Genomic DNA, 16,574 nt, shown 5'->3' with positions numbered 1-16,574 from the left:
GCCAGTCGGCCAGCTGTGTCGTGGCGAGTTGTACTCTCGTCGGTTCATCGGGTGGCAGCCCGGTAGCCCCCGCTCCCGGCGCCAGACGCGCGGAAAGGGGAGCACATAAATTTATGTGTTCAGCATCGCGCCCCATCGATCGAACAGGCTGCAACGCTGATCGAGCAGCTGGGCGCGGTTATAGGCGGCCTCGCTTTCGCTAGCGCCCTTGGGCGCATGGGCCAGAGCCAGGTCGATGGCAGCGCGTTCGAGCGGAAACCGCTCATTCATGATCGTCGAGAAGGACGCCCGCCAGCCATGGGGAACGTGGCGGCCGGCATAGCCCGCGCGCTTGTAGAGCGCGCCGATCGCCGCCTCGTTGATCGGAAACACCGCGCCGGATCGGGTATCATACCCGATCTTCGCGATCTCCTTCAGGACGGCGACCGCCGCGGCGCTGAGCGGCACGATATGATCATTGCAGGCGTCGGCTTTGCGCGCCTTCTTCAGCTTCATCCGCTCGGCCGGGATGCGCCATAGCGGCGCGGCTCCGTCCAGATCCTCGAATTCTTCCCAGCGCGCGCCCAGCAGCGCGCCCATCCGCACGGCGGTCAATGCCAGGAAGCGCGACGCCAGGCGCACGATCGGTGGGCCGCCGGCGCGATCGCAGGCGGCGAGTAACGCACGCAGCTGATCGACATCGAGGAGCGCGGGCTGGTGGCGCGCGATCGGCGCCGGGCGCAGCGCGCGGGTGACGACTGCTGCAGGATCCTGATCGATCAGGCCCTCGGCGATCGCGAAGCAGAAGACGGCCGAGATACGCTGGCGGATGCGCCGGGCCGTCTCGATCGATCCGCGTGCTTCGATATCGCGCAGGACCTGCAGCACCGCGGGCGCGCCGATCGCGCCGATCGGCAGCGCGCCGAGCTCGGGAAAGACATCGCGCGCTAGGCTGTCGATGACGTCGGCGCCGTGGCGATCGGTCCAGTGCTCCAGCTGCAGAGCATGCCATTGCCGCGCCACGGATTCGAACGTGCAAATTTGCACGGCGACTTTCCGCACCGACGGATCCACGCCTTGGGCGACCAGGCCCCGCGCGCCTTCGGCGCGATCGCGTGCGTCGACCAGCTGCAGGTCGGGCCATTGGCCCAAGCACAGCAGCTTCTCCCGGCCGTCGATCCGGTACCGCAGCCGCCAGCTGCGCAGGCCGGTGGGCGTGACAAACAGGAACAGGCCCCGCTCGTCGAACATCTTAAAGGCGCGCGATCGCGGCCGCGCGGCTTTCACCGCAGCATTTGATAGGGGCATGGTAGCCTCAAGATATGGGATGACTTTTCCGGCCACGGATGTTTAATTCATGACAGGAACTAGGAGGCGCAAGATGAAGCCAACCAGCATTCAGATTAGAATGGCCCAAGCTGTTGAAGAGCATTTGAAGCCTGGCTTTACAGCCATGGTTTTTACTGCTGGCCACCATTTCAGCCTTACGAACGCGAAGGTCGAGGGCGGGGTACTGGGCGCCTTGATTCTAGGTGTGGATACAGGCGGGCATCTTGTGGAGATCGATGTCACGCAGATTCTGGCAGTGAGGCTCGATAGTCGCGCTCAAGGGGCCTTCACCCCGTGAACAGTCAGACGGACAACCCCTCCGTCGCGCCCAGTCCATTAATGGCGGTTTACCGCGATAAATTGGGTATGCGCCCAACGGGCGATACCCCACGCGATACCCCTGCTAGACTTGGCTTTCGGCCCGATCCTCGTTAGAGGGGACGGGATCCCGACGCATACTGTCATCGCGGCGGTCGTCGGGGTCACCTTCCCGCGTCAGGCGATCGATCGCCGCCTGGGCAAATGCGACGGCGATGGTGCGGCCGATCCAGGCCGCGATCTTTCCGACCGGGATCTTCATGCGCATTTCTCCAGGGGGACGTTGCCAATCCGCAGGTTGACCCAGCCGTTGCGGAAAACCTTCAGCTTTGCATTCGCCGCGATCAGTCGATCATATTCGGCGAGCTGCTTGGCATCGAGGCGGGGGAGTATTGCTCGGCACAGCAGGATGCGCTGGCAGCTACGAAAGCCGGCGACGGTCGCCGGGCCGACCTGGCCGTCCACCTTCAGCTTCATCGTTGGGCAGACTTCGTTGAGCGATTGCTGGAAGAAGCGCGACGGCCGCGCCGGGCCCATATTGACGCTGGTGTCGAACAACTCGGTGGTGACCGCCGGATCCAGGTCAATCAGCGGGACGAAGCCGGGCTTCACCAGATAGCCCTGATAATAGATGCTGTTGACGACGGCATCCGGGATCGACTTCATCGGGCCGGTATAGCCATATTCGATGGCGACCTTCTTGGTGATCCCCTTGTTGGTCTCGCCGCCCGGGTCGCTGGGATGGTTCACATAGCCGCCTTCGACCTTCTTGGTCGGCGCCATGATTTCCAGGGCGATCGGCGACAAGGCAGTGAGCGCCGCGGCGGAGGCCGCGACGACAATCTTCATCTTGTTCATGATGTCAGTCCTTTCGGCCGGTCAGCCGCTTGGCAGTGTCGGTTTCCCAGATCCGGATCGCGGTCCAGATGATCGTCATCAGCGCGGCGATCGAGGGCAGGATGTTGGCGATCGTGCCCAGCAGGACGCCAAAAGAGAGGCCATCGGCGACGTGTTTCATCGCCGCCTGGTCAAAGTCGTTCATTTTGCTGTCTCTGCTGTTATGGGATTTGTGACCCAAGCGTGACGACGCGCGGGTTGCCGGCGTCTCAGCGGTTGCCGGCGATCCCGGCGCCTGCCCTCACTTGCAACCAGGCGCCGGGATCATTGATGTCTCACACCCCGAGCCCGCGGTTAGCTTCACGCATGGCGAGCCAGTCATAGAAGTCCGCCAGTTCCTGATCGGAAAGCAGGCGGGAATAGATGGCCGCGCCACACATCCGAAATTCATCGTCACCGCCACCAACCATGGCGCTGCCCAGACGCAGAAGGCCGCTCGCCTTGTCGCGCACATTACCTGCCGTGATCGCTACCGTAGTCGTGCCGGAGCCAGTCGTCAGAATGTTGTGCTTGGCTTCGGTCAGGCTAAAACGTCCCGCATGAGTCATATATGACCCGGCAGCGCCGCCGTTGACCACGGCAGTGTGCGAGACGTTGGCCTGTGTGCCATTAGACGTGTTGTCGTTGCTGGCGCGGTATCCCATCGAACTATAGTTCTGCTTGCCGGTCGCCGGGCTGGCACCGCCGCCGACGCGCATGGAAAGGCCGTATGAGTTCCCGGTCCCGCCCTGCCGCGTCGTCCACGAGTTGGAGACTGCGTTGAAGTTGAGATACTCAGCAGTGTGCCACGCGATGATGGTCATCTCGTCAACTTCGACAATCTGCGTCTGCAAATAGGCGATCTGATTTTTGAGCAGCAGATAATTGTCTTCGACACCGGGAGAGCCGATGGCAACCGCGTTCGCTTTGCCGGCGAGGGGCGAGCGGTTGATAACACTTTCCTCAATGGACTCCCCGAGGAAGAGCAGGCCTTCCAGACCCAGCACGCTAGGCGGGTAGACCTTGCCGGTGCGAACGGCAGCCGACGAGACGCCGGGTGATTGAATGGCGAGAGCAGTCATATCGATACCTTTCGATCAGGAGTTTTTGAGGAATTGGGCGCGGGACAGTCTGACGACGGCGGTCCCGCCCGCGCCGCCGAAGGTCAGCTTGAACCGCAGGGTTGGATCGACGAGCGTACCGCTGGGCACGCTGGCCTTGCCGGTTTTCATGACACCGCCAACAAGGTCGGATTGGTCGTAGAACTGGTGTCCCCAGCCGGCGTTGTCGTTAACCGTAGCGTCTCGCTCTAGCGTGGAAATCTGCGGAAACACCGATCCGTTACTGAGGCTACAGGTCAATTCATGGCCCTTGACCTTCGCCATGCCGGTTATGTCTACCTGCATCGCGGCTTCCACGATGTCGCCAGCGGTGAGGCGCGTGGCTAGTGAGGGACAGACCACATGGAGCGTGTCGCCATCAGCTCCGGTATTATTGACAGTAATGACCAGATCGCTACCGTAGCCATCCGAGCGGGCAACAGTGGAGCTGGTGACGTAACCGCTGCCCCACGTCCCGCCCGTCGTCAGCCTCAATCCAGCCGGGATCGTGCCGGAAATCACTGAGGGGTTGGAGTTCGTGCCGCCAGAGCCGGTCATGAGCGGATTGTCGAGAAGCTGGCGGCTTGTGGACGAGTTGCCATAGGTATCGGCGGCGGAGGCAATCAGAATATCCATGAGCGGAAAGCCTGCGGCGATAAGGCGCTGAGCCATCATGTAGCCGATTGCCCTTGCGCCCCATGGGGCCTGATGGATTTTATCGTCTCCTTGCAGCATATACTGCTTGGCCGAGCCGATCGGTGAAAGCGGATCGATGATGACCGCGTTCGCATCGAAGGCGAGGAGTCCGTGCTTGTAGGCTGGAGCGCGCAGCATGGCCCGATTGACGCGGTTCAGCTTGGCAAGGTTCGCTGCTGCGTTCACGCCCGTGATGTCTTCGTGACCTTCGTACCATGTCGGATCAGTCAGCCATGCTGTGCGGATGCCCGCGTCCTGGAGCAAGCCGAGGATCGAACCGCTGCTCTCCTCCGTCTCCGTCCCCAGCTGCAAGGCGATGATCTGATCCGCCGTCATTCCGCCGTGAATGGAGTTGCAGGTGCCGCCCATGACGAAGCACCATGCGGGGTCTTTAGCGATAACGTCATTGGCAACGCGGGCGAGAATCTGAGCGTCATTTTCGCTTCCGACACCCGCGTTGAAGAGCCAGTTGATCGAACCGCGCAGGTAATAGTCAGCCCACGCGAGCCAGCCAACGTCGGCCTTGCGAGCTACGCCGCCGGGGTTGCTGGGGGTGAACGGCCCCTGCCACGAGTTCTGTGCTGTTTTGGAGTGGCCAAGCGTGATCACGCTATTGGCCGGCCGCGCCTTTTTAAGCACTGCCGCCTCATCGAGCGGAGCTGTATCAGAGCCTGATCCGGCGGCGGCGACACCGTTGCCGACCGCATCAACAAACACGATGCCCTCGACACCTTCGACCAGCCGCGCGGTCAATGGCCCAGCCTTGAGCGTTCCCGTATCCGCGCGCATATGAGGTAGCCGCAGCGGTTGCGTATCCATCGGGATGAAACCGACCTCGTTGCCGATATCGTCGAGGATCGCGAGGCCACCAACGCCGTCGACCGAAACCGTCCGCAGCGGCCCGATGCGCGCCGTCGATGTATCTGCGCGCACATAGGGGAGAATGAGCGCCCGAACGGCGTCCATCGGGATGAAGCCGACCTCATTGCCGACCTGGTCAAGGATGACGACGCCAGGGTTATCGCCATCAATCTTGACGACAGTGGTGGAGAGATCATCGAGCGACGCCCGCTCCCCCACCGTCATGCTGACCTTGACGGTGCCGTCGGTCACATCGTCTGCTGATACGGAGATATCGACCTCGCCGGACTCGATGCTCGCCACCACCGAGGCGGCGATGTCCTTCCGCATCTTCCGCGATACGTCAGTAATATCAGGCATCGATTAGGCTCCAGTCTGGTCGCCGACAGCGACGCCGGCAGTATCGGTGGTGGGATCGGGTGCGGCTTTGGTGCGCCAGGTGCCGGCGGCGGTGGGCCACAGGGCGAAGCCGCCAATGCGCATTGGCTTGGCGTAGGTGATGGTCGGGAAATCCATGCCGCCGGCTGCCAGGCTACGCTGCTCGACGATGACATCCTCGCCGGTCGCGCGCAGGGACTGCTGGGTACCGTCCGGCGTCTGCTGGATCTGGTACCGGAATTCGCTGCCCACGAGCCAGGTGACATTGGCCTTGTAGCCGGTCGGCGCCCGGACGGAGATGTTGGTGTCGGCCGCGCCGGCCATGTCGCCCACGACGACATTGCCGTTGACCTCGAAGCCGCTGTTGACCGTCGCGAAGGCCACCGGCGTGCTGAAGCCATGGACCGGCGCCGCCATGTCCATATTGCCCACCGCGACGGCGGCATCGCCGACATTGACGACAGGCACCGTCCCGAACGTGTTGAGGTTGCGCGCGCCGGACACCTCGACATGATTGACGCTGGCGCCGTTGAGCATGACCGCGCCCTGCATGGTACGGCTCGCACCCGCCCGCGTGTCGATTGCCACGGGATCTCGAACGAACAATGGCCCCTTGGCGCCCCAGACCTCGACCGCAAAGGCGCGGTCCGTGGTCAGACCACAATCGGTGGCGCGGACATGGCCGCACCAGCCCGAACAATAATCCAGGCGCACCGCGCTCTTCTTCGTCCCCTCGACGATCGTGCCATCCGGTATCAGGATCTCCGCATAGTTGCTGATCCAGATGGCGTGCGCGTAATGGCCGGTGATGCGGGGCGAGGCATCGAAGCTGAAGCCATAAAGCCCGGTCGGGAGGATCGCCGCGCCTTCGCTGTCATAGGTGACGCCATGGCAGCGGATCGCATCCACCGATCCGCCATTTTCCGGGACCAGCATGTGGCCGGTCATATCTTCGTCATGGGGCCGCGCCAGCGTGCAACGGCCGATCCGGACATTGGCAAAATTATAGTTGGTGAGGCAGGCCTGCACGCCGATCAGCTCGCCGATCGTGACATTGATGCCTCGCCCATCGAACGCATTGTCGACGAACAGATCATAGAAGTCGGAGACGCTCACGATCCGGCGCGTCATGCGGCGCGCGGCCTCTCGTTCCGCCGCATTGGTGATGCCCGGGGTACGCTCGGTTGGCGACAGGCCGGTCGTGAAGTCCGCGACGATGCGACCCACATGGATATTCATGATCTGGTCGTCGTTCGAATGGCGCTCGATATTGAGCAAGGCCACCCACAGGCCGTTGCCGCCGCGCCAGATCAGCTCGCCGATCGTGAGCGCGCGGCAATTATAGATGCCGAGTGCCTCGCGGAAGATGTCCGCCGGGTCCAGTCGCTCGATCTGGCAAGCCGCAATCCAGTTGTCCGTGCTGCTGGTCATGCCGATTTCAAGGCCGTTGCCGCGCATGTTGATGCACTTGGCCCGGCCGATCGTGATCGTGCCGCTCGACTTGTAGACGCTGATGCCGTGCTGAAACTGGTAGACGGCGCCCTCATCGAACACGCCGGCCCCATCGCGGCCATCATCGAACGGGATGCCGCCGGGGTTGCGCTCGGCATCATACATGTTGCCATCGAGCGTGAAGTCGCCCAGCACGCCCGCATTGCCCAGGTCTGGCCAGTTCCATTTGTGATGGCCGAACATGGTCGGGCCGTTCTTGTCATGGTCCGCCGCCTTGATCTGCAGCGTCGCGCCCCAGATCGCGATCTGCACGTCGGGGCGCAGCGACATGACGCCGCGCTGGAAGGTGCTGCCGGGATCGGTCGGGTCGGTCTTGCCCAGCCCCTCGATCAGATAGGGGGCCGCTCCCTCGCCGTAGAGGGTGCAAAGGCTTTGGCCCATCTCATAGGCCAGCTGCATAGTCTCATCGATGGCGGCCGCGCTGTCCTGGCCCGATCGCGCGCCCAGCATCTTGGCATCGATCAGATCTTCTGCGATCCGAAAGCCACGGCCGTTGGCGGTCATCACCGACGATCGCGGATGATCTTCGACATAGGCGGCGTCGACGGCTGCGTCATAGACATAGCGAGCCGCGCCTATGCCCTTGGCCGAATGGCCGCTGGTCTGCACCGCGTCCATGCCCAGCGGGATCCACCGCCCGGCCAGATCGGTAAAGAGCGAGACGGCCAGCACCTTGAGCGTGGCGCGGTCGGAGTAGGGGATTTCCTCCGCGCTCGATGGCCCGGTCTTAACCCCGGAATACCAACGCCCGCTGCCATCGGTCTCCCACACGTCGAATGCGTCGCCGGTTTCCAGATCGCCATCGGCAGCACCGGCCGCCAGGCTGCCATAGCGAAAGCCCACCGCCTGGTCGGACGCGACCTGCGCGGCGGCCTGCGAAGTGGACGCGCCGTCGAGCGCTTCGACATTGCTGGCGGCGGCATCGGCGGCGGCGTCCTGCGCGGCCAATGCATCGGCCGCCACGCCGGCAACCTTGCCGTCGATCTCGGCGGTCGCGGTGCCGACATAGCGCGCGAGCAGGTCGACGCTCTGCAGCTGGACGACATTCTGCTTCTTCACGAGCTCGAAGGAAGCGGTCATATCTGGGTGCTCCCCGGCACGATGATGAAATTACCCGCGAACCAGCGGGCCTTGCGCATGCCCACGACGGTGATCAGCATGTCCCAGGACAGTTTGATCTCGGCGCCGGGCTCCGTGCCGTTGGTGGCGAAGGGCAGCAGCTGCTCGATCGTCGTCTCGTTGATCAGCATCCGGATCGTGCTCACCGGCACGCCGGCGTCGTCTGCGACCGATACCGACAGGCCCTGGGCGAGCGGCGCCGTCTGCTCGAGGCTGATCAGCGGATCGCCGGGCGCGTCGGGATAGAGCCGGATCTGCGCCTTCAGGGCTGCACCGGTCATGTCGACGCCGCGTATGATGATCTTGTCATCGTACGGCACCCAGCGCTTGGCGCGCAGGTGCAGCACCGCCGGTTCGGTCGGATTGGACATGGTTGCTCCGATTAGGGCGATTAGGGGATGTCGGCGGCGTCGAGCCGGTTGAGGATCGCAGTGATGTCGGCGGCGGTGTACGTGCCGCCCAGCTGGGCGGCGTTGCCGGCGTTTGTCGCGGTGTCGGCCGTCGCCGCCGACGATGCGGTCAGCGTGCCGACCGTGACCGGCCCGAGGATCAGCCAGGGAGTTTCCCCATTGAACGCCCGCAGATAACGGATGCCCACCTGATAGCTGCCACCGGATGCAAGGCCGGTGATTTCCTTGCCTTTGCTGTCCGCGCGCACGGTCACCTGGTCACTCCAGTCGGATGCGCCAACGGGGCGATACGCAAATTCGATCCACATCGCGTTCGATGATTCACATTCGCCCGCGATGATCAGTGAAGGGACGGATCCGCTGCCCGCTGAGACACTCCAACTGCCTGCGTCCGGCGCGCCCGGTTCGGACGGGGTTGACGGTTCGGTGATCGGCGCCGGTACGCCTACCTGTGCCAATGCGATGGGATATTTACTCATATCCTCCGTCAGGAATGTCAGCGTTGGGTGCCCTTTGACTGGGTCCAGACTACGCTCGCGGATTAGGGCGATCTTGCCCGACAGATCGCCCATGCCTTCGGGCAATATCCAGCAATCGCCGAACCGCGCACCGATCCACCGGGGCTTGAGCGGCAACACGATCGGCCCGGCCTCCCGCGCGGCAGCGGCGTCCAGATAGGCCAGCGCCGCCGCCTGGTCGGGCGTGTCGCCGGCAGAGCACTGGACCAGGCCATAATCGATCCGCCGCGTTCTGGTGTCGCCATCGGCGGTGACGGCCGCCGCTACGCTGACCGCGCCGGCGTCGACCATCTCATAATCATGATCAGCCGATCGATAGCGTGGAATGACGGAATTGATGCGGTCCCGGCGGGTCTGCATCTGGGGCAGGGTTGCGTCGCCGACGATATCGCTGCGAGGAATCGTTCCCAGCACCACGCGCGGTTTGCGCACCAGGCAGGCCAGGCGCGCGCCCTGCCACACAGGTTCGCATCCACCGGCCTGCAGGAACAGCTTCAGATTGTTCCACTTGCCTTTGGCCAGGTCGACTTGGCCGTCACAGGTCCATCCGTTAGCGTCGGCCCAGTTGGCGCCCTCGACAAAGCTTGCAACATCGACCGCGTCGATCGGCGAACCGATGCCGCCCATCCGCTTGCCACCTTCCCATCGGCCGATCGCCCAGGTCAGCGCATGTAGCGGCCCGTTGCGGGTGAAGACATAGGTGTCTTCCTGCAGGGCGCGGCACGGACCACTGCCGCCGGGATAGGTGTCGTCCAGGCGCGGGTCATAGGCCAGCACATAGCGGCCTCGCCACGCCATCTTGGGCGTGGAAACCAGCGTATCGTCACCCTTGGCGTCGTACAGCATCGTCAGCTGGGTCGCGGCCAGGCTCGGCAATGTGCTGGCCGACGTCCAGCCCGGCGGGACGCCAACGCCAGTGGACAGCTGCGCCGGCTCGGGGCGAATGCCCATCTGGGCATCCTGCCAGATCCGGTTCTTCCCGCCGATGGCATAAGGACCATAAATGCCACCGGCAAAATTGATGTCATCGCCATCCATGACCGTCTGGTCGATGCCGGCGATTGGGCCGCAACCGCTCAATATGGTGGTGATGGTCTGGTACGGATTTTCGTCGGGGCCGTGGCTTTTCCAATAGACGATGTTGCCGCTGACCTGCGTTTCGCCGACGACATAGGGCACCGCCGCGTCCGGATCGGCCTTGAAACTGGTCTGCGATCCGGCCCCGCTCGAACTGGGGCGCTTGGCAGTCATTGATGCGACCATGCCGGCGACGCTGCTGATGGTGGCGAGCGTGGATACGGACAGGCTTCCTACGCCAGCGATACCGACCGTAGTGGCGCCCAAGGTCGAGAGCGAGGCGCCCAGCGCCAGGCCGCCGATCGCGCCGACACCAGTGGCGACCAGCGCCACCGCGCCGATCGCCAGCGCGGCCTTTCGCGCGAAATTGCTCATTGCGGCACCACCTGCCAGCAGATCAGGTCGGCGCCGGCTTCCAGCCGCAGCGGCCCGGCCTTGCCGTCCTGAAAGCCCAGCACCGCCTGGTTGCCGAGGTAGATGCCCAGTGCATGAAAAGCCTCAACGCCCTCGCCGGCGATGATGTCGCCCTCCATCGCCATCGACAATGGAATGCGGGGCAGCAGCTGGGCATCAAGCGCAGCTGCGAGATCAGCATGACCCATCCGCTGAAGCACGCGGCGTGCGCCGAGCGCGGTCTTATATCCGCCTCGCGCCCCGATCCTCACCTTGCGGCCCATGGCTTTTAGGTGATCGCGCGCAATGCGGGCGCAATCGGCGCTGCCCCACGCGAACGAACGCCCGGTCCATTGATCCAGGGTGGCCTGCGTGATTTCGACCCGGCGGGACGCGATGATCATGAATAGGTCACCTTGTCCTTGGGTTCATTCTGGCCCCAGTAGATCTGCTGGGTCACGCCGGTGACATGATCCAGGCCGCCGGCGTCAGGGAAATAGGTTTTCAGCCAGGTCGGATTGAGCCGGATCCACTCGTCATCCTCGAACAGCCGTTCGAAGGCCGACGTGCAGTCCAGATCGACGGCAAGGGTTTTCGATCCCAGCCTGATGGTCGCGATATCCAGTTCGCCGTCGAAAACCGCATAGGGGTCGGGAATGACCTGGCCGGTTACCATCGAATAACAGGCCACCCACAGCCGGACCCGGCTGCCCTGCAGCGTCGACCAGGGGATGACGTCGATCATGTCAACCGGCGGAATGATGGAGCATCGCAGCGACGGGGCAGATTCCGATGCACCGTCCTCGATCGCGCGCATTGCGGAAAGCACGCCGAACTGTGCGTGGCGTCCCGCAAAGATATTGCCGCTCCACCGCAACACGCCTGCGCCGTCGAGCAGGCGGATTGCGCCATAGTCCGCCGTGTCCAGCTGGAACAGGCCGGCCATGGGGATACGGTCGCCGCTAAGCACGGCGTCCATTTCCGGCGTCGTTTCCATGACTATTCCCGTTCGGTGATCGTGAATTTAAGACCGGCGGTCTGCGCGCGCTGCAGCGTCCATCCCGCTTCCTGGCCGGTCAGCACGCCTTCGATCTGCGGATCGGCGAAATCGATCATGTCGCCATCCGCAGGAATTATGCGGAGCATCGGCCAGAAACTGACGGTCAACGCGCCGTCGGTACCTGTAAGGGCCCTTTGCGTGACCATCTTCAGGTACCTGCGTCCATTATGGATCAGGTTGAAGAACTGTCCCTCCTGCGCGGCATAGCCCCATGGACCGCCGCCGCGCAGCTGCAGAGTTGATCCCTGCTGGTCTCCGCCGTCGACCACATAGGGGCCAGGTGACCGGACATCGAAGCCGGGTTGGGGCCATTTCATGCGGACGTCGGCGCCGATCGACCGGATCAGCGCCGCCACCCATCGCCGGCCGTCCGGCTCGGGCTTCAGCCTGCCGGTAACGACATCGATGGCCCAACGGTCGCCGATCCGGTGCAGGTCGACCGATGACCCGCCCAGGATCGCCTGCAGCGTATCGCCATAGCGCACTGGGCGCGGCACGGTGCCCGGCGCCAACGCGCGGGTGAGAGGCAGCAACTCCGACATCGATTATCTGCCCTCAAGCGATCGCGACGATCCATAGCGGCTTTCCGCCAGCGCGCGGGACGCGCCTTCGGACGCCCCATATTGGCCAGCTGCAGCAGCCATGGCCTGCATTTGCATTAGCAGATCTTCAGTCATCACGGCGTTCCGGAGATCCGGCGCGAAGATAACCGGCGATCCGCTCCCGCCGTTCGACAGGATTCGGCGTGTCTCGGCCGCCGGCGTCACCTTCGATCCGCGCGGCAATTGCACGAGCTCGGGGCCATTCTCGGCAAGCCAGGTCGCGCCGCCCGACGCATATTCGGTGCCGATCGCGGCACCGCCCGCTTCCGCAGCGGCCAGGCCGCGAAGATCATTGATCCCGATCGCCGTCCCAAGCGCGGTGGCGCTGCTCCCGCCAAGCAGGCCAGCCAGGCCGCTACTGCCGAACAGGGTGGGCAGGCTGCCGCCGCTGATAAGGTTCTTCAGCGGATTGATCGCCGCCAGCTTCCAGAGTTCGTTGCGCAATTCCTGCAGGATGCTCTTGCCAGCATCGCCCCAATCCCTGAAATTGTCGGGGTTGAGAACCGTGTCGACCATATGCTCGCCTGCGTCGGTCAGTTCCTCCCAGGCGGCATGCTGCCGATCCAGTATCTCGGTCAGGTCGAGCAGTTCGGCGCGCTGCGCGACCAGCTTCGCCAATTCTTCATCGCTGATCGTGGCATTCTTGCGCTTCAGGTCGATCCTGAAGCGCTCGAGCTCCAGAATGCGAGCTTCCTGCGCGCCAATGCGGCCGCGATAGACCAGTTCTAACTGGGCAAGCTGCAGCTGGTCGCTGCCCTGCTCGTAAATCTCCTTCAGCCGGTTCTTGCGCTCCTGCTCCGCTTCCTCTTCGGCGGCAAAGGGCGCGAGCCGATCCTTGAGATCGGGGAGAAAGGCATTGGCGCGGCTCTGCGCTCGCCAGTTGGTGGCGACGTCGCTGGATAACATCCCCTTGGTCGCAAGGGCCGATATCTGCTCGAGCTCTTCCTTATATTCGCGCGCCGCTGCCGCCGTTGGATCGAACCGCTTTTCCAGCGACGCAAGCGCCTGATCGAGCTCGCGCTGATCTTTGGCGGCCTCGCGCGCGTCCTTGGCGGAATCCCGGCGCGATTGCCCCGCATGCCGCTCACGATCGCGGACCTGCTCCACCTCTAGATTGGCCGCTTTTACGACCTTCGTATATTCCGCTTCGGCAGCGGTGCGCGCGGCCGTCCCTGCCTGGGTCGCCTCCATGCGAATACGTGCTTCGCGCTCGATGATGTCGCGCTGTGCCGTCGCTCGGCCGACCGCGTCTGTTGCCGTCGCCAGTTTCAGCCGTGCATCGCGCAGGCTGCTGTCATTGGTCAGGGCTACGCGCAGCGTCGTCGTGCTCACGCGATTGAGAATATTGTCATAGCGCTCCAGCGACGCGGTGCTGGCATCATATTGCTGCTGCGCTTCGCGGCGCTCGCGATCGAGCAAGGAACCTTGTCCACGTGCGCGCCGATCGCTGATGGGTACGTCCTCAGTCGTCGTGACTGTTCGCCGTGCCCGGCTACCAGGAACGACCTCAATTCTGGTGACCTGGCGCTGTTCGGACCCATCGGCGATATCATCCAGCCGCTTGCGCGCCGCAGCCTGTGCCAAAGCCGCTTCTGCGCGGGCCGCCTGAAGCGTGGCAACGGACTGCTGCATGCGCGCGCCGGCAAGATCGCGTGCGGCTGCTGCGACATCGCCGCTCTTGTCGAGCGCCATGACCCGATTGACTTCGGTCTGGGCATCGGCAAGCGACAGTGTAGACTTGCCGGCCTTTTCGGCAGCGTCACCCCCACTGAGGATATTTTCCGCCAGCATCCCGACCAACGGAATGCCGATGCCAAGGGCTACACCCCAGGGGCCACCCAGTATGCGCGCAAATGTCGCAAATTTGCCCGCGCCGGTTTCCGCGCCGCTGCTCATCACCTGTAGCGAGCCGATAAACTGGGGCGCCTGCATCGAAAAGGCCCGGACGGCATCGGTGCCGCCGGCAACCTGGACGAAGAAGTCCTGCACCTGGTAACCGGCCTGCTGCATGCCGGCACGGAAAGCACCGCTGGCCGCCGTGGCACGCTGGTGACTGTTGACGGTTGAATCCAGCTCCATTTTCAGGCGGGCTTCGGCCTGGGCCAATTCGTCCACCGTCAGGTGCGGCGCCATGGCCTTGAGCTCGGCCATCTCCGCATTGAACCGGTTCTGGGCGGCGGTGACGGGATCCAGCACGGCCTTCAGCGCCGTGGCCTTGGCGATCAGCGCTTCTTCCCGGTTCAACAATTCCTGGATTGCGTAGGCGCTCGCCCGGGCGGACCCTTCGAACTGGGGCAGCCCGCTCGCTGCACCCAGATCCTGTTCGACCCGCCCGCCGCCGGCATAGGATCCGGATGCATTTTCGATCTGCATCTGCAGGGCGGTTTTGGGCATGATCGCCGACAGCTTCGCCGCTTGCGCGGCGCGCCGCCGGTCGGCGTCGAACGCAACGTCGAATGCCCGATCGGCTCGGGACGCCGCACGCTCATAGGCGGACGCTATCCGCTCGGCTTCGCGGGACGCTTCCTGGCCCAACTGCCGGGCACTGTCGCCAATGCCATCGAACGTGCGTTCACCTGCCTGACGGATATCCGCGAGGTCGGATTTGACCCCGGCCTTTCCTTCAGTGTTCAGGCGGATCGCGACGCCTGGCTTACTCGCCATGATCTACCTCCGCCCCATCCGCATCATCGCCGCCATCGCCATTCGCACGCCGAACCAGCGCGGATTCGACGTCTGGCAGGATCTCCGCCAGCAATTCCATGTCGGCGCTGAGCGCCGAGCCGAGCGCCAGAGCGGCGCCATAATCCAGGCCGAACACGCCGCCCATCGGCGCGACGCGCAACTGGCCGCCCAGGCGCGTTACGACGTCCCAGACACTTTCGCCGGCGTCGCTACGCGGCTCTTCTTTGCGGTACGGGCAGGCTTGGCACCTTTGTCCTTCGCTTTCCGCGCCGGCGCAGCTGAGGTTGCAATAGTCATGTCCTGCGTCGCCCTCGCCGAAATGCCATCGGACGAGGGCGCGGATACGTTTTTTTCCGCGTCCTGCAGCGCCCATGGCAGGACATAGGCGTCGTCGGCCGCTTCAACCAGGATCGCGCGCTGCATGAACGTGTCTAGCGCACCTGGGGTACTGGGCTGGATGACGTTGCCGTCGATATCGCCAATACCTTCCCACTCGCGCATGCCGGCGCGGATCAGCGTCTGGCTGAAGATATCGCTCACCCGCTCCTGACGATCGACTTCCTCCAGATCCGGATTTTCATCCAGGAACAGGCGTACGGCACGGCGCGCGGCGCGCACCATGACGCGGTCGATCGGGTCGAAGCGGGCACGCACACCCGGCATCAGGGTCAGCCACCCGTGCGGTGGTTCCTCCAGCCGGATCATCAATAGGTCGCCACATCGTTGGTCAGCGTGGCAGTCAGGCATGGGCCATCCTGTCCGCTCGACTGCCAGTTATAGGTGGCCTGGACGCCGCCCGGGCCGGTGATCGGGTGCTTCACCCGGGGCAGGAACACGCGCGGGCAGGTCAGCACCAGGCTGAAATCGTCGCCAAAGGTCCATCCCCAGCTGAGCTCGACAGGAAGGCCGTTCGACGCGTCCAGACGCAGGATGTCGTTGTCATAGCGCGCGACCAGGCTGCCGCTTGCCGTCGCGGTACCGCCATCGGCATCCTCGATCTCGCCATCCTCCTGGATGGTCTCGATCTTGTCCAGATTGTTGGTGAAGCCGAAATCGGCGGACACGATGCTGCCCAGCTTCACGCCTTCGCGCTCGATCTTGCCGCGCGCCTGCGGGAAGCGGCTCATCTCCAGCACGGCGGCCAGCACCCCGGCGTCGCTGGCACCCGCCGGCTCGCTTTCGCCCTTGCCGACCAGGCTGATCGTCGCGCTCAGCAATCCGCGACGCTGCATCTGGATGCGCAGCTGGTTCGCCTTCAGTCCATAGGACATGGCGTAGCTCGGGCGATCGGGGAATTGCGTCTCTATCGACATGCTGGGCAAATTGACTGCGCCGGACGTGAACACGTGCGCATAGGGATCGCCACTGCCGCCGGTCGTTGCCGGCGCCCCCAGCAGCAGCTTCAGCCAATAGCCGAAATAGCGGACATCGACGGGAACGACCACGTCGCCATCATTGGTCACCACGTCGGGCGTCGGATCATAGGCCTCGCGGCCATTGCCCAGCAGGTCGCTCTCCTGAAGCGGCTGTTCGGCGCCCAGATTACTGCTGGCGAAGGGGAAGCCGCGAAAGCCGTTCGCCGGCGGCGTCCCGTAATTGGTCTCGAATGCGCCCGCCAGTTTGGCGTTGGCGCCGCGTGCGCGACCCATGGGCTATTCTCC

Annotated in this window: 17 protein-coding genes; 1 reads left to right on the top strand and 16 read right to left on the bottom strand. The window is 64.0% G+C overall.

The annotated features are described in order from the left end of the window. Positions 1-111: 111 nt before the first annotated feature. Entirely contained in the window at positions 112-1,287 is a 1,176-nt protein-coding gene (locus GGQ90_RS14435; RefSeq protein ID WP_188082784.1) for a tyrosine-type recombinase/integrase, read from the bottom strand. Between the two features lie 73 nt (positions 1,288-1,360). Between GGQ90_RS14435 and GGQ90_RS14430 the strand changes: the two genes are divergently transcribed. After that, complete coding sequence (locus GGQ90_RS14430) at positions 1,361-1,606, top strand: hypothetical protein (RefSeq protein ID WP_188082783.1); 246 nt, start codon at positions 1,361-1,363, stop codon at positions 1,604-1,606. Positions 1,607-1,711: 105 nt separating this feature from the next. Here the strand turns inward: GGQ90_RS14430 and GGQ90_RS14425 are convergent, their stop codons facing one another. The 15 genes from GGQ90_RS14425 to GGQ90_RS14355 form a co-directional block, all read right to left on the bottom strand. Next, positions 1,712-1,888: a hypothetical protein gene (locus tag GGQ90_RS14425; protein ID WP_188082782.1), complete on the bottom strand. Its 177-nt coding sequence runs from the start codon at positions 1,886-1,888 to the stop codon at positions 1,712-1,714. Beyond that, complete coding sequence (locus GGQ90_RS14420) at positions 1,885-2,484, bottom strand: glycoside hydrolase family 108 protein (RefSeq protein ID WP_188082781.1); 600 nt, start codon at positions 2,482-2,484, stop codon at positions 1,885-1,887. Before GGQ90_RS14420 ends, GGQ90_RS14425 begins: the two co-directional genes overlap by 4 nt. A 4-nt stretch (positions 2,485-2,488) precedes the next feature. After that, positions 2,489-2,668, bottom strand: a complete 180-nt coding sequence (locus tag GGQ90_RS14415; RefSeq protein WP_029547957.1) for a hypothetical protein — start codon at positions 2,666-2,668, stop codon at positions 2,489-2,491. A gap of 130 nt (positions 2,669-2,798) precedes the next feature. Beyond that, entirely contained in the window at positions 2,799-3,584 is a 786-nt protein-coding gene (locus GGQ90_RS14410; protein WP_188082780.1) for a hypothetical protein, read from the bottom strand. Positions 3,585-3,599: 15 nt separating this feature from the next. Continuing rightward, the gene (locus GGQ90_RS14405) at positions 3,600-5,519 is read right to left on the bottom strand and encodes an SGNH/GDSL hydrolase family protein (protein ID WP_188082779.1); all 1,920 of its coding nucleotides are present in this window, start codon (positions 5,517-5,519) and stop codon (positions 3,600-3,602) included. A gap of 3 nt (positions 5,520-5,522) precedes the next feature. Further along, a complete protein-coding gene (locus tag GGQ90_RS14400) occupies positions 5,523-8,129 on the bottom strand; it encodes a hypothetical protein (RefSeq protein WP_188082778.1) in 2,607 nt (868 codons plus the stop codon). Next, on the bottom strand, positions 8,126-8,539 hold the full coding sequence (locus GGQ90_RS14395; protein ID WP_185704157.1) for a hypothetical protein: 414 nt from the start codon (positions 8,537-8,539) through the stop codon (positions 8,126-8,128). Before GGQ90_RS14395 ends, GGQ90_RS14400 begins: the two co-directional genes overlap by 4 nt. A gap of 20 nt (positions 8,540-8,559) precedes the next feature. Next, a complete protein-coding gene (locus tag GGQ90_RS14390) occupies positions 8,560-10,548 on the bottom strand; it encodes a hypothetical protein (protein WP_188082777.1) in 1,989 nt (662 codons plus the stop codon). Further along, the gene (locus tag GGQ90_RS14385; RefSeq protein WP_188082776.1) at positions 10,545-10,970 is read right to left on the bottom strand and encodes a DUF6950 family protein; all 426 of its coding nucleotides are present in this window, start codon (positions 10,968-10,970) and stop codon (positions 10,545-10,547) included. Before GGQ90_RS14385 ends, GGQ90_RS14390 begins: the two co-directional genes overlap by 4 nt. After that, positions 10,967-11,563 (bottom strand): hypothetical protein, encoded by a 597-nt coding sequence (locus GGQ90_RS14380; RefSeq protein WP_188082775.1) that lies wholly within the window; start codon positions 11,561-11,563, stop codon positions 10,967-10,969. The genes GGQ90_RS14385 and GGQ90_RS14380 overlap by 4 nt, the downstream gene beginning before the upstream one ends. 2 nt (positions 11,564-11,565) lie before the next feature. Further along, positions 11,566-12,168, bottom strand: coding sequence for a hypothetical protein (locus GGQ90_RS14375; RefSeq protein ID WP_188082774.1), 603 nt, complete (start codon positions 12,166-12,168; stop codon positions 11,566-11,568). A gap of 3 nt (positions 12,169-12,171) precedes the next feature. Further along, a complete protein-coding gene (locus tag GGQ90_RS14370) occupies positions 12,172-14,892 on the bottom strand; it encodes a coiled-coil domain-containing protein (RefSeq protein ID WP_188082773.1) in 2,721 nt (906 codons plus the stop codon). Next, a complete protein-coding gene (locus tag GGQ90_RS14365) occupies positions 14,882-15,073 on the bottom strand; it encodes a DUF7697 family protein (RefSeq protein WP_223178261.1) in 192 nt (63 codons plus the stop codon). Before GGQ90_RS14365 ends, GGQ90_RS14370 begins: the two co-directional genes overlap by 11 nt. 17 nt (positions 15,074-15,090) lie before the next feature. Continuing rightward, positions 15,091-15,618, bottom strand: a complete 528-nt coding sequence (locus tag GGQ90_RS14360; protein ID WP_188082893.1) for a hypothetical protein — start codon at positions 15,616-15,618, stop codon at positions 15,091-15,093. Continuing rightward, the gene (locus GGQ90_RS14355) at positions 15,618-16,562 is read right to left on the bottom strand and encodes a phage tail tube protein (RefSeq protein ID WP_188082772.1); all 945 of its coding nucleotides are present in this window, start codon (positions 16,560-16,562) and stop codon (positions 15,618-15,620) included. The genes GGQ90_RS14360 and GGQ90_RS14355 overlap by 1 nt, the downstream gene beginning before the upstream one ends. Between the last annotated feature and the right edge of the window lie 12 nt (positions 16,563-16,574).

This window comes from Sphingobium scionense (assembly GCF_014197035.1).
Taxonomy (GTDB): Bacteria; Pseudomonadota; Alphaproteobacteria; order Sphingomonadales; family Sphingomonadaceae; genus Sphingobium; species Sphingobium scionense.
The sequence above is the reverse complement of the archived record's forward strand: the minus strand, read 5'-3'. Positions and strand labels throughout refer to the sequence as shown.

Bases quoted from the DNA above. Each gene is read 5' to 3' on its own strand.
- GGQ90_RS14405 (WP_188082779.1), bottom strand. From the start codon at position 5,519: ATGCCTGATATTACTGACGTATCGCGGAAGATGCGGAAGGACATCGCC.
- GGQ90_RS14415 (WP_029547957.1), bottom strand. From the start codon at position 2,668: ATGAACGACTTTGACCAGGCGGCGATGAAACACGTCGCCGATGGCCTC.
- GGQ90_RS14430 (WP_188082783.1), top strand. From the start codon at position 1,361: ATGAAGCCAACCAGCATTCAGATTAGAATGGCCCAAGCTGTTGAAGAG.
- GGQ90_RS14375 (WP_188082774.1), bottom strand. From the start codon at position 12,168: ATGTCGGAGTTGCTGCCTCTCACCCGCGCGTTGGCGCCGGGCACCGTG.
- GGQ90_RS14425 (WP_188082782.1), bottom strand. From the start codon at position 1,888: ATGAAGATCCCGGTCGGAAAGATCGCGGCCTGGATCGGCCGCACCATC.
- GGQ90_RS14435 (WP_188082784.1), bottom strand. From the start codon at position 1,287: ATGCCCCTATCAAATGCTGCGGTGAAAGCCGCGCGGCCGCGATCGCGC.
- GGQ90_RS14360 (WP_188082893.1), bottom strand. From the start codon at position 15,618: ATGATCCGGCTGGAGGAACCACCGCACGGGTGGCTGACCCTGATGCCG.
- GGQ90_RS14400 (WP_188082778.1), bottom strand. From the start codon at position 8,129: ATGACCGCTTCCTTCGAGCTCGTGAAGAAGCAGAATGTCGTCCAGCTG.
- GGQ90_RS14390 (WP_188082777.1), bottom strand. From the start codon at position 10,548: ATGAGCAATTTCGCGCGAAAGGCCGCGCTGGCGATCGGCGCGGTGGCG.
- GGQ90_RS14385 (WP_188082776.1), bottom strand. From the start codon at position 10,970: ATGATCATCGCGTCCCGCCGGGTCGAAATCACGCAGGCCACCCTGGAT.
- GGQ90_RS14420 (WP_188082781.1), bottom strand. From the start codon at position 2,484: ATGAACAAGATGAAGATTGTCGTCGCGGCCTCCGCCGCGGCGCTCACT.
- GGQ90_RS14380 (WP_188082775.1), bottom strand. From the start codon at position 11,563: ATGGAAACGACGCCGGAAATGGACGCCGTGCTTAGCGGCGACCGTATC.
- GGQ90_RS14370 (WP_188082773.1), bottom strand. From the start codon at position 14,892: ATGGCGAGTAAGCCAGGCGTCGCGATCCGCCTGAACACTGAAGGAAAG.
- GGQ90_RS14355 (WP_188082772.1), bottom strand. From the start codon at position 16,562: ATGGGTCGCGCACGCGGCGCCAACGCCAAACTGGCGGGCGCATTCGAG.
- GGQ90_RS14410 (WP_188082780.1), bottom strand. From the start codon at position 3,584: ATGACTGCTCTCGCCATTCAATCACCCGGCGTCTCGTCGGCTGCCGTT.
- GGQ90_RS14395 (WP_185704157.1), bottom strand. From the start codon at position 8,539: ATGTCCAATCCGACCGAACCGGCGGTGCTGCACCTGCGCGCCAAGCGC.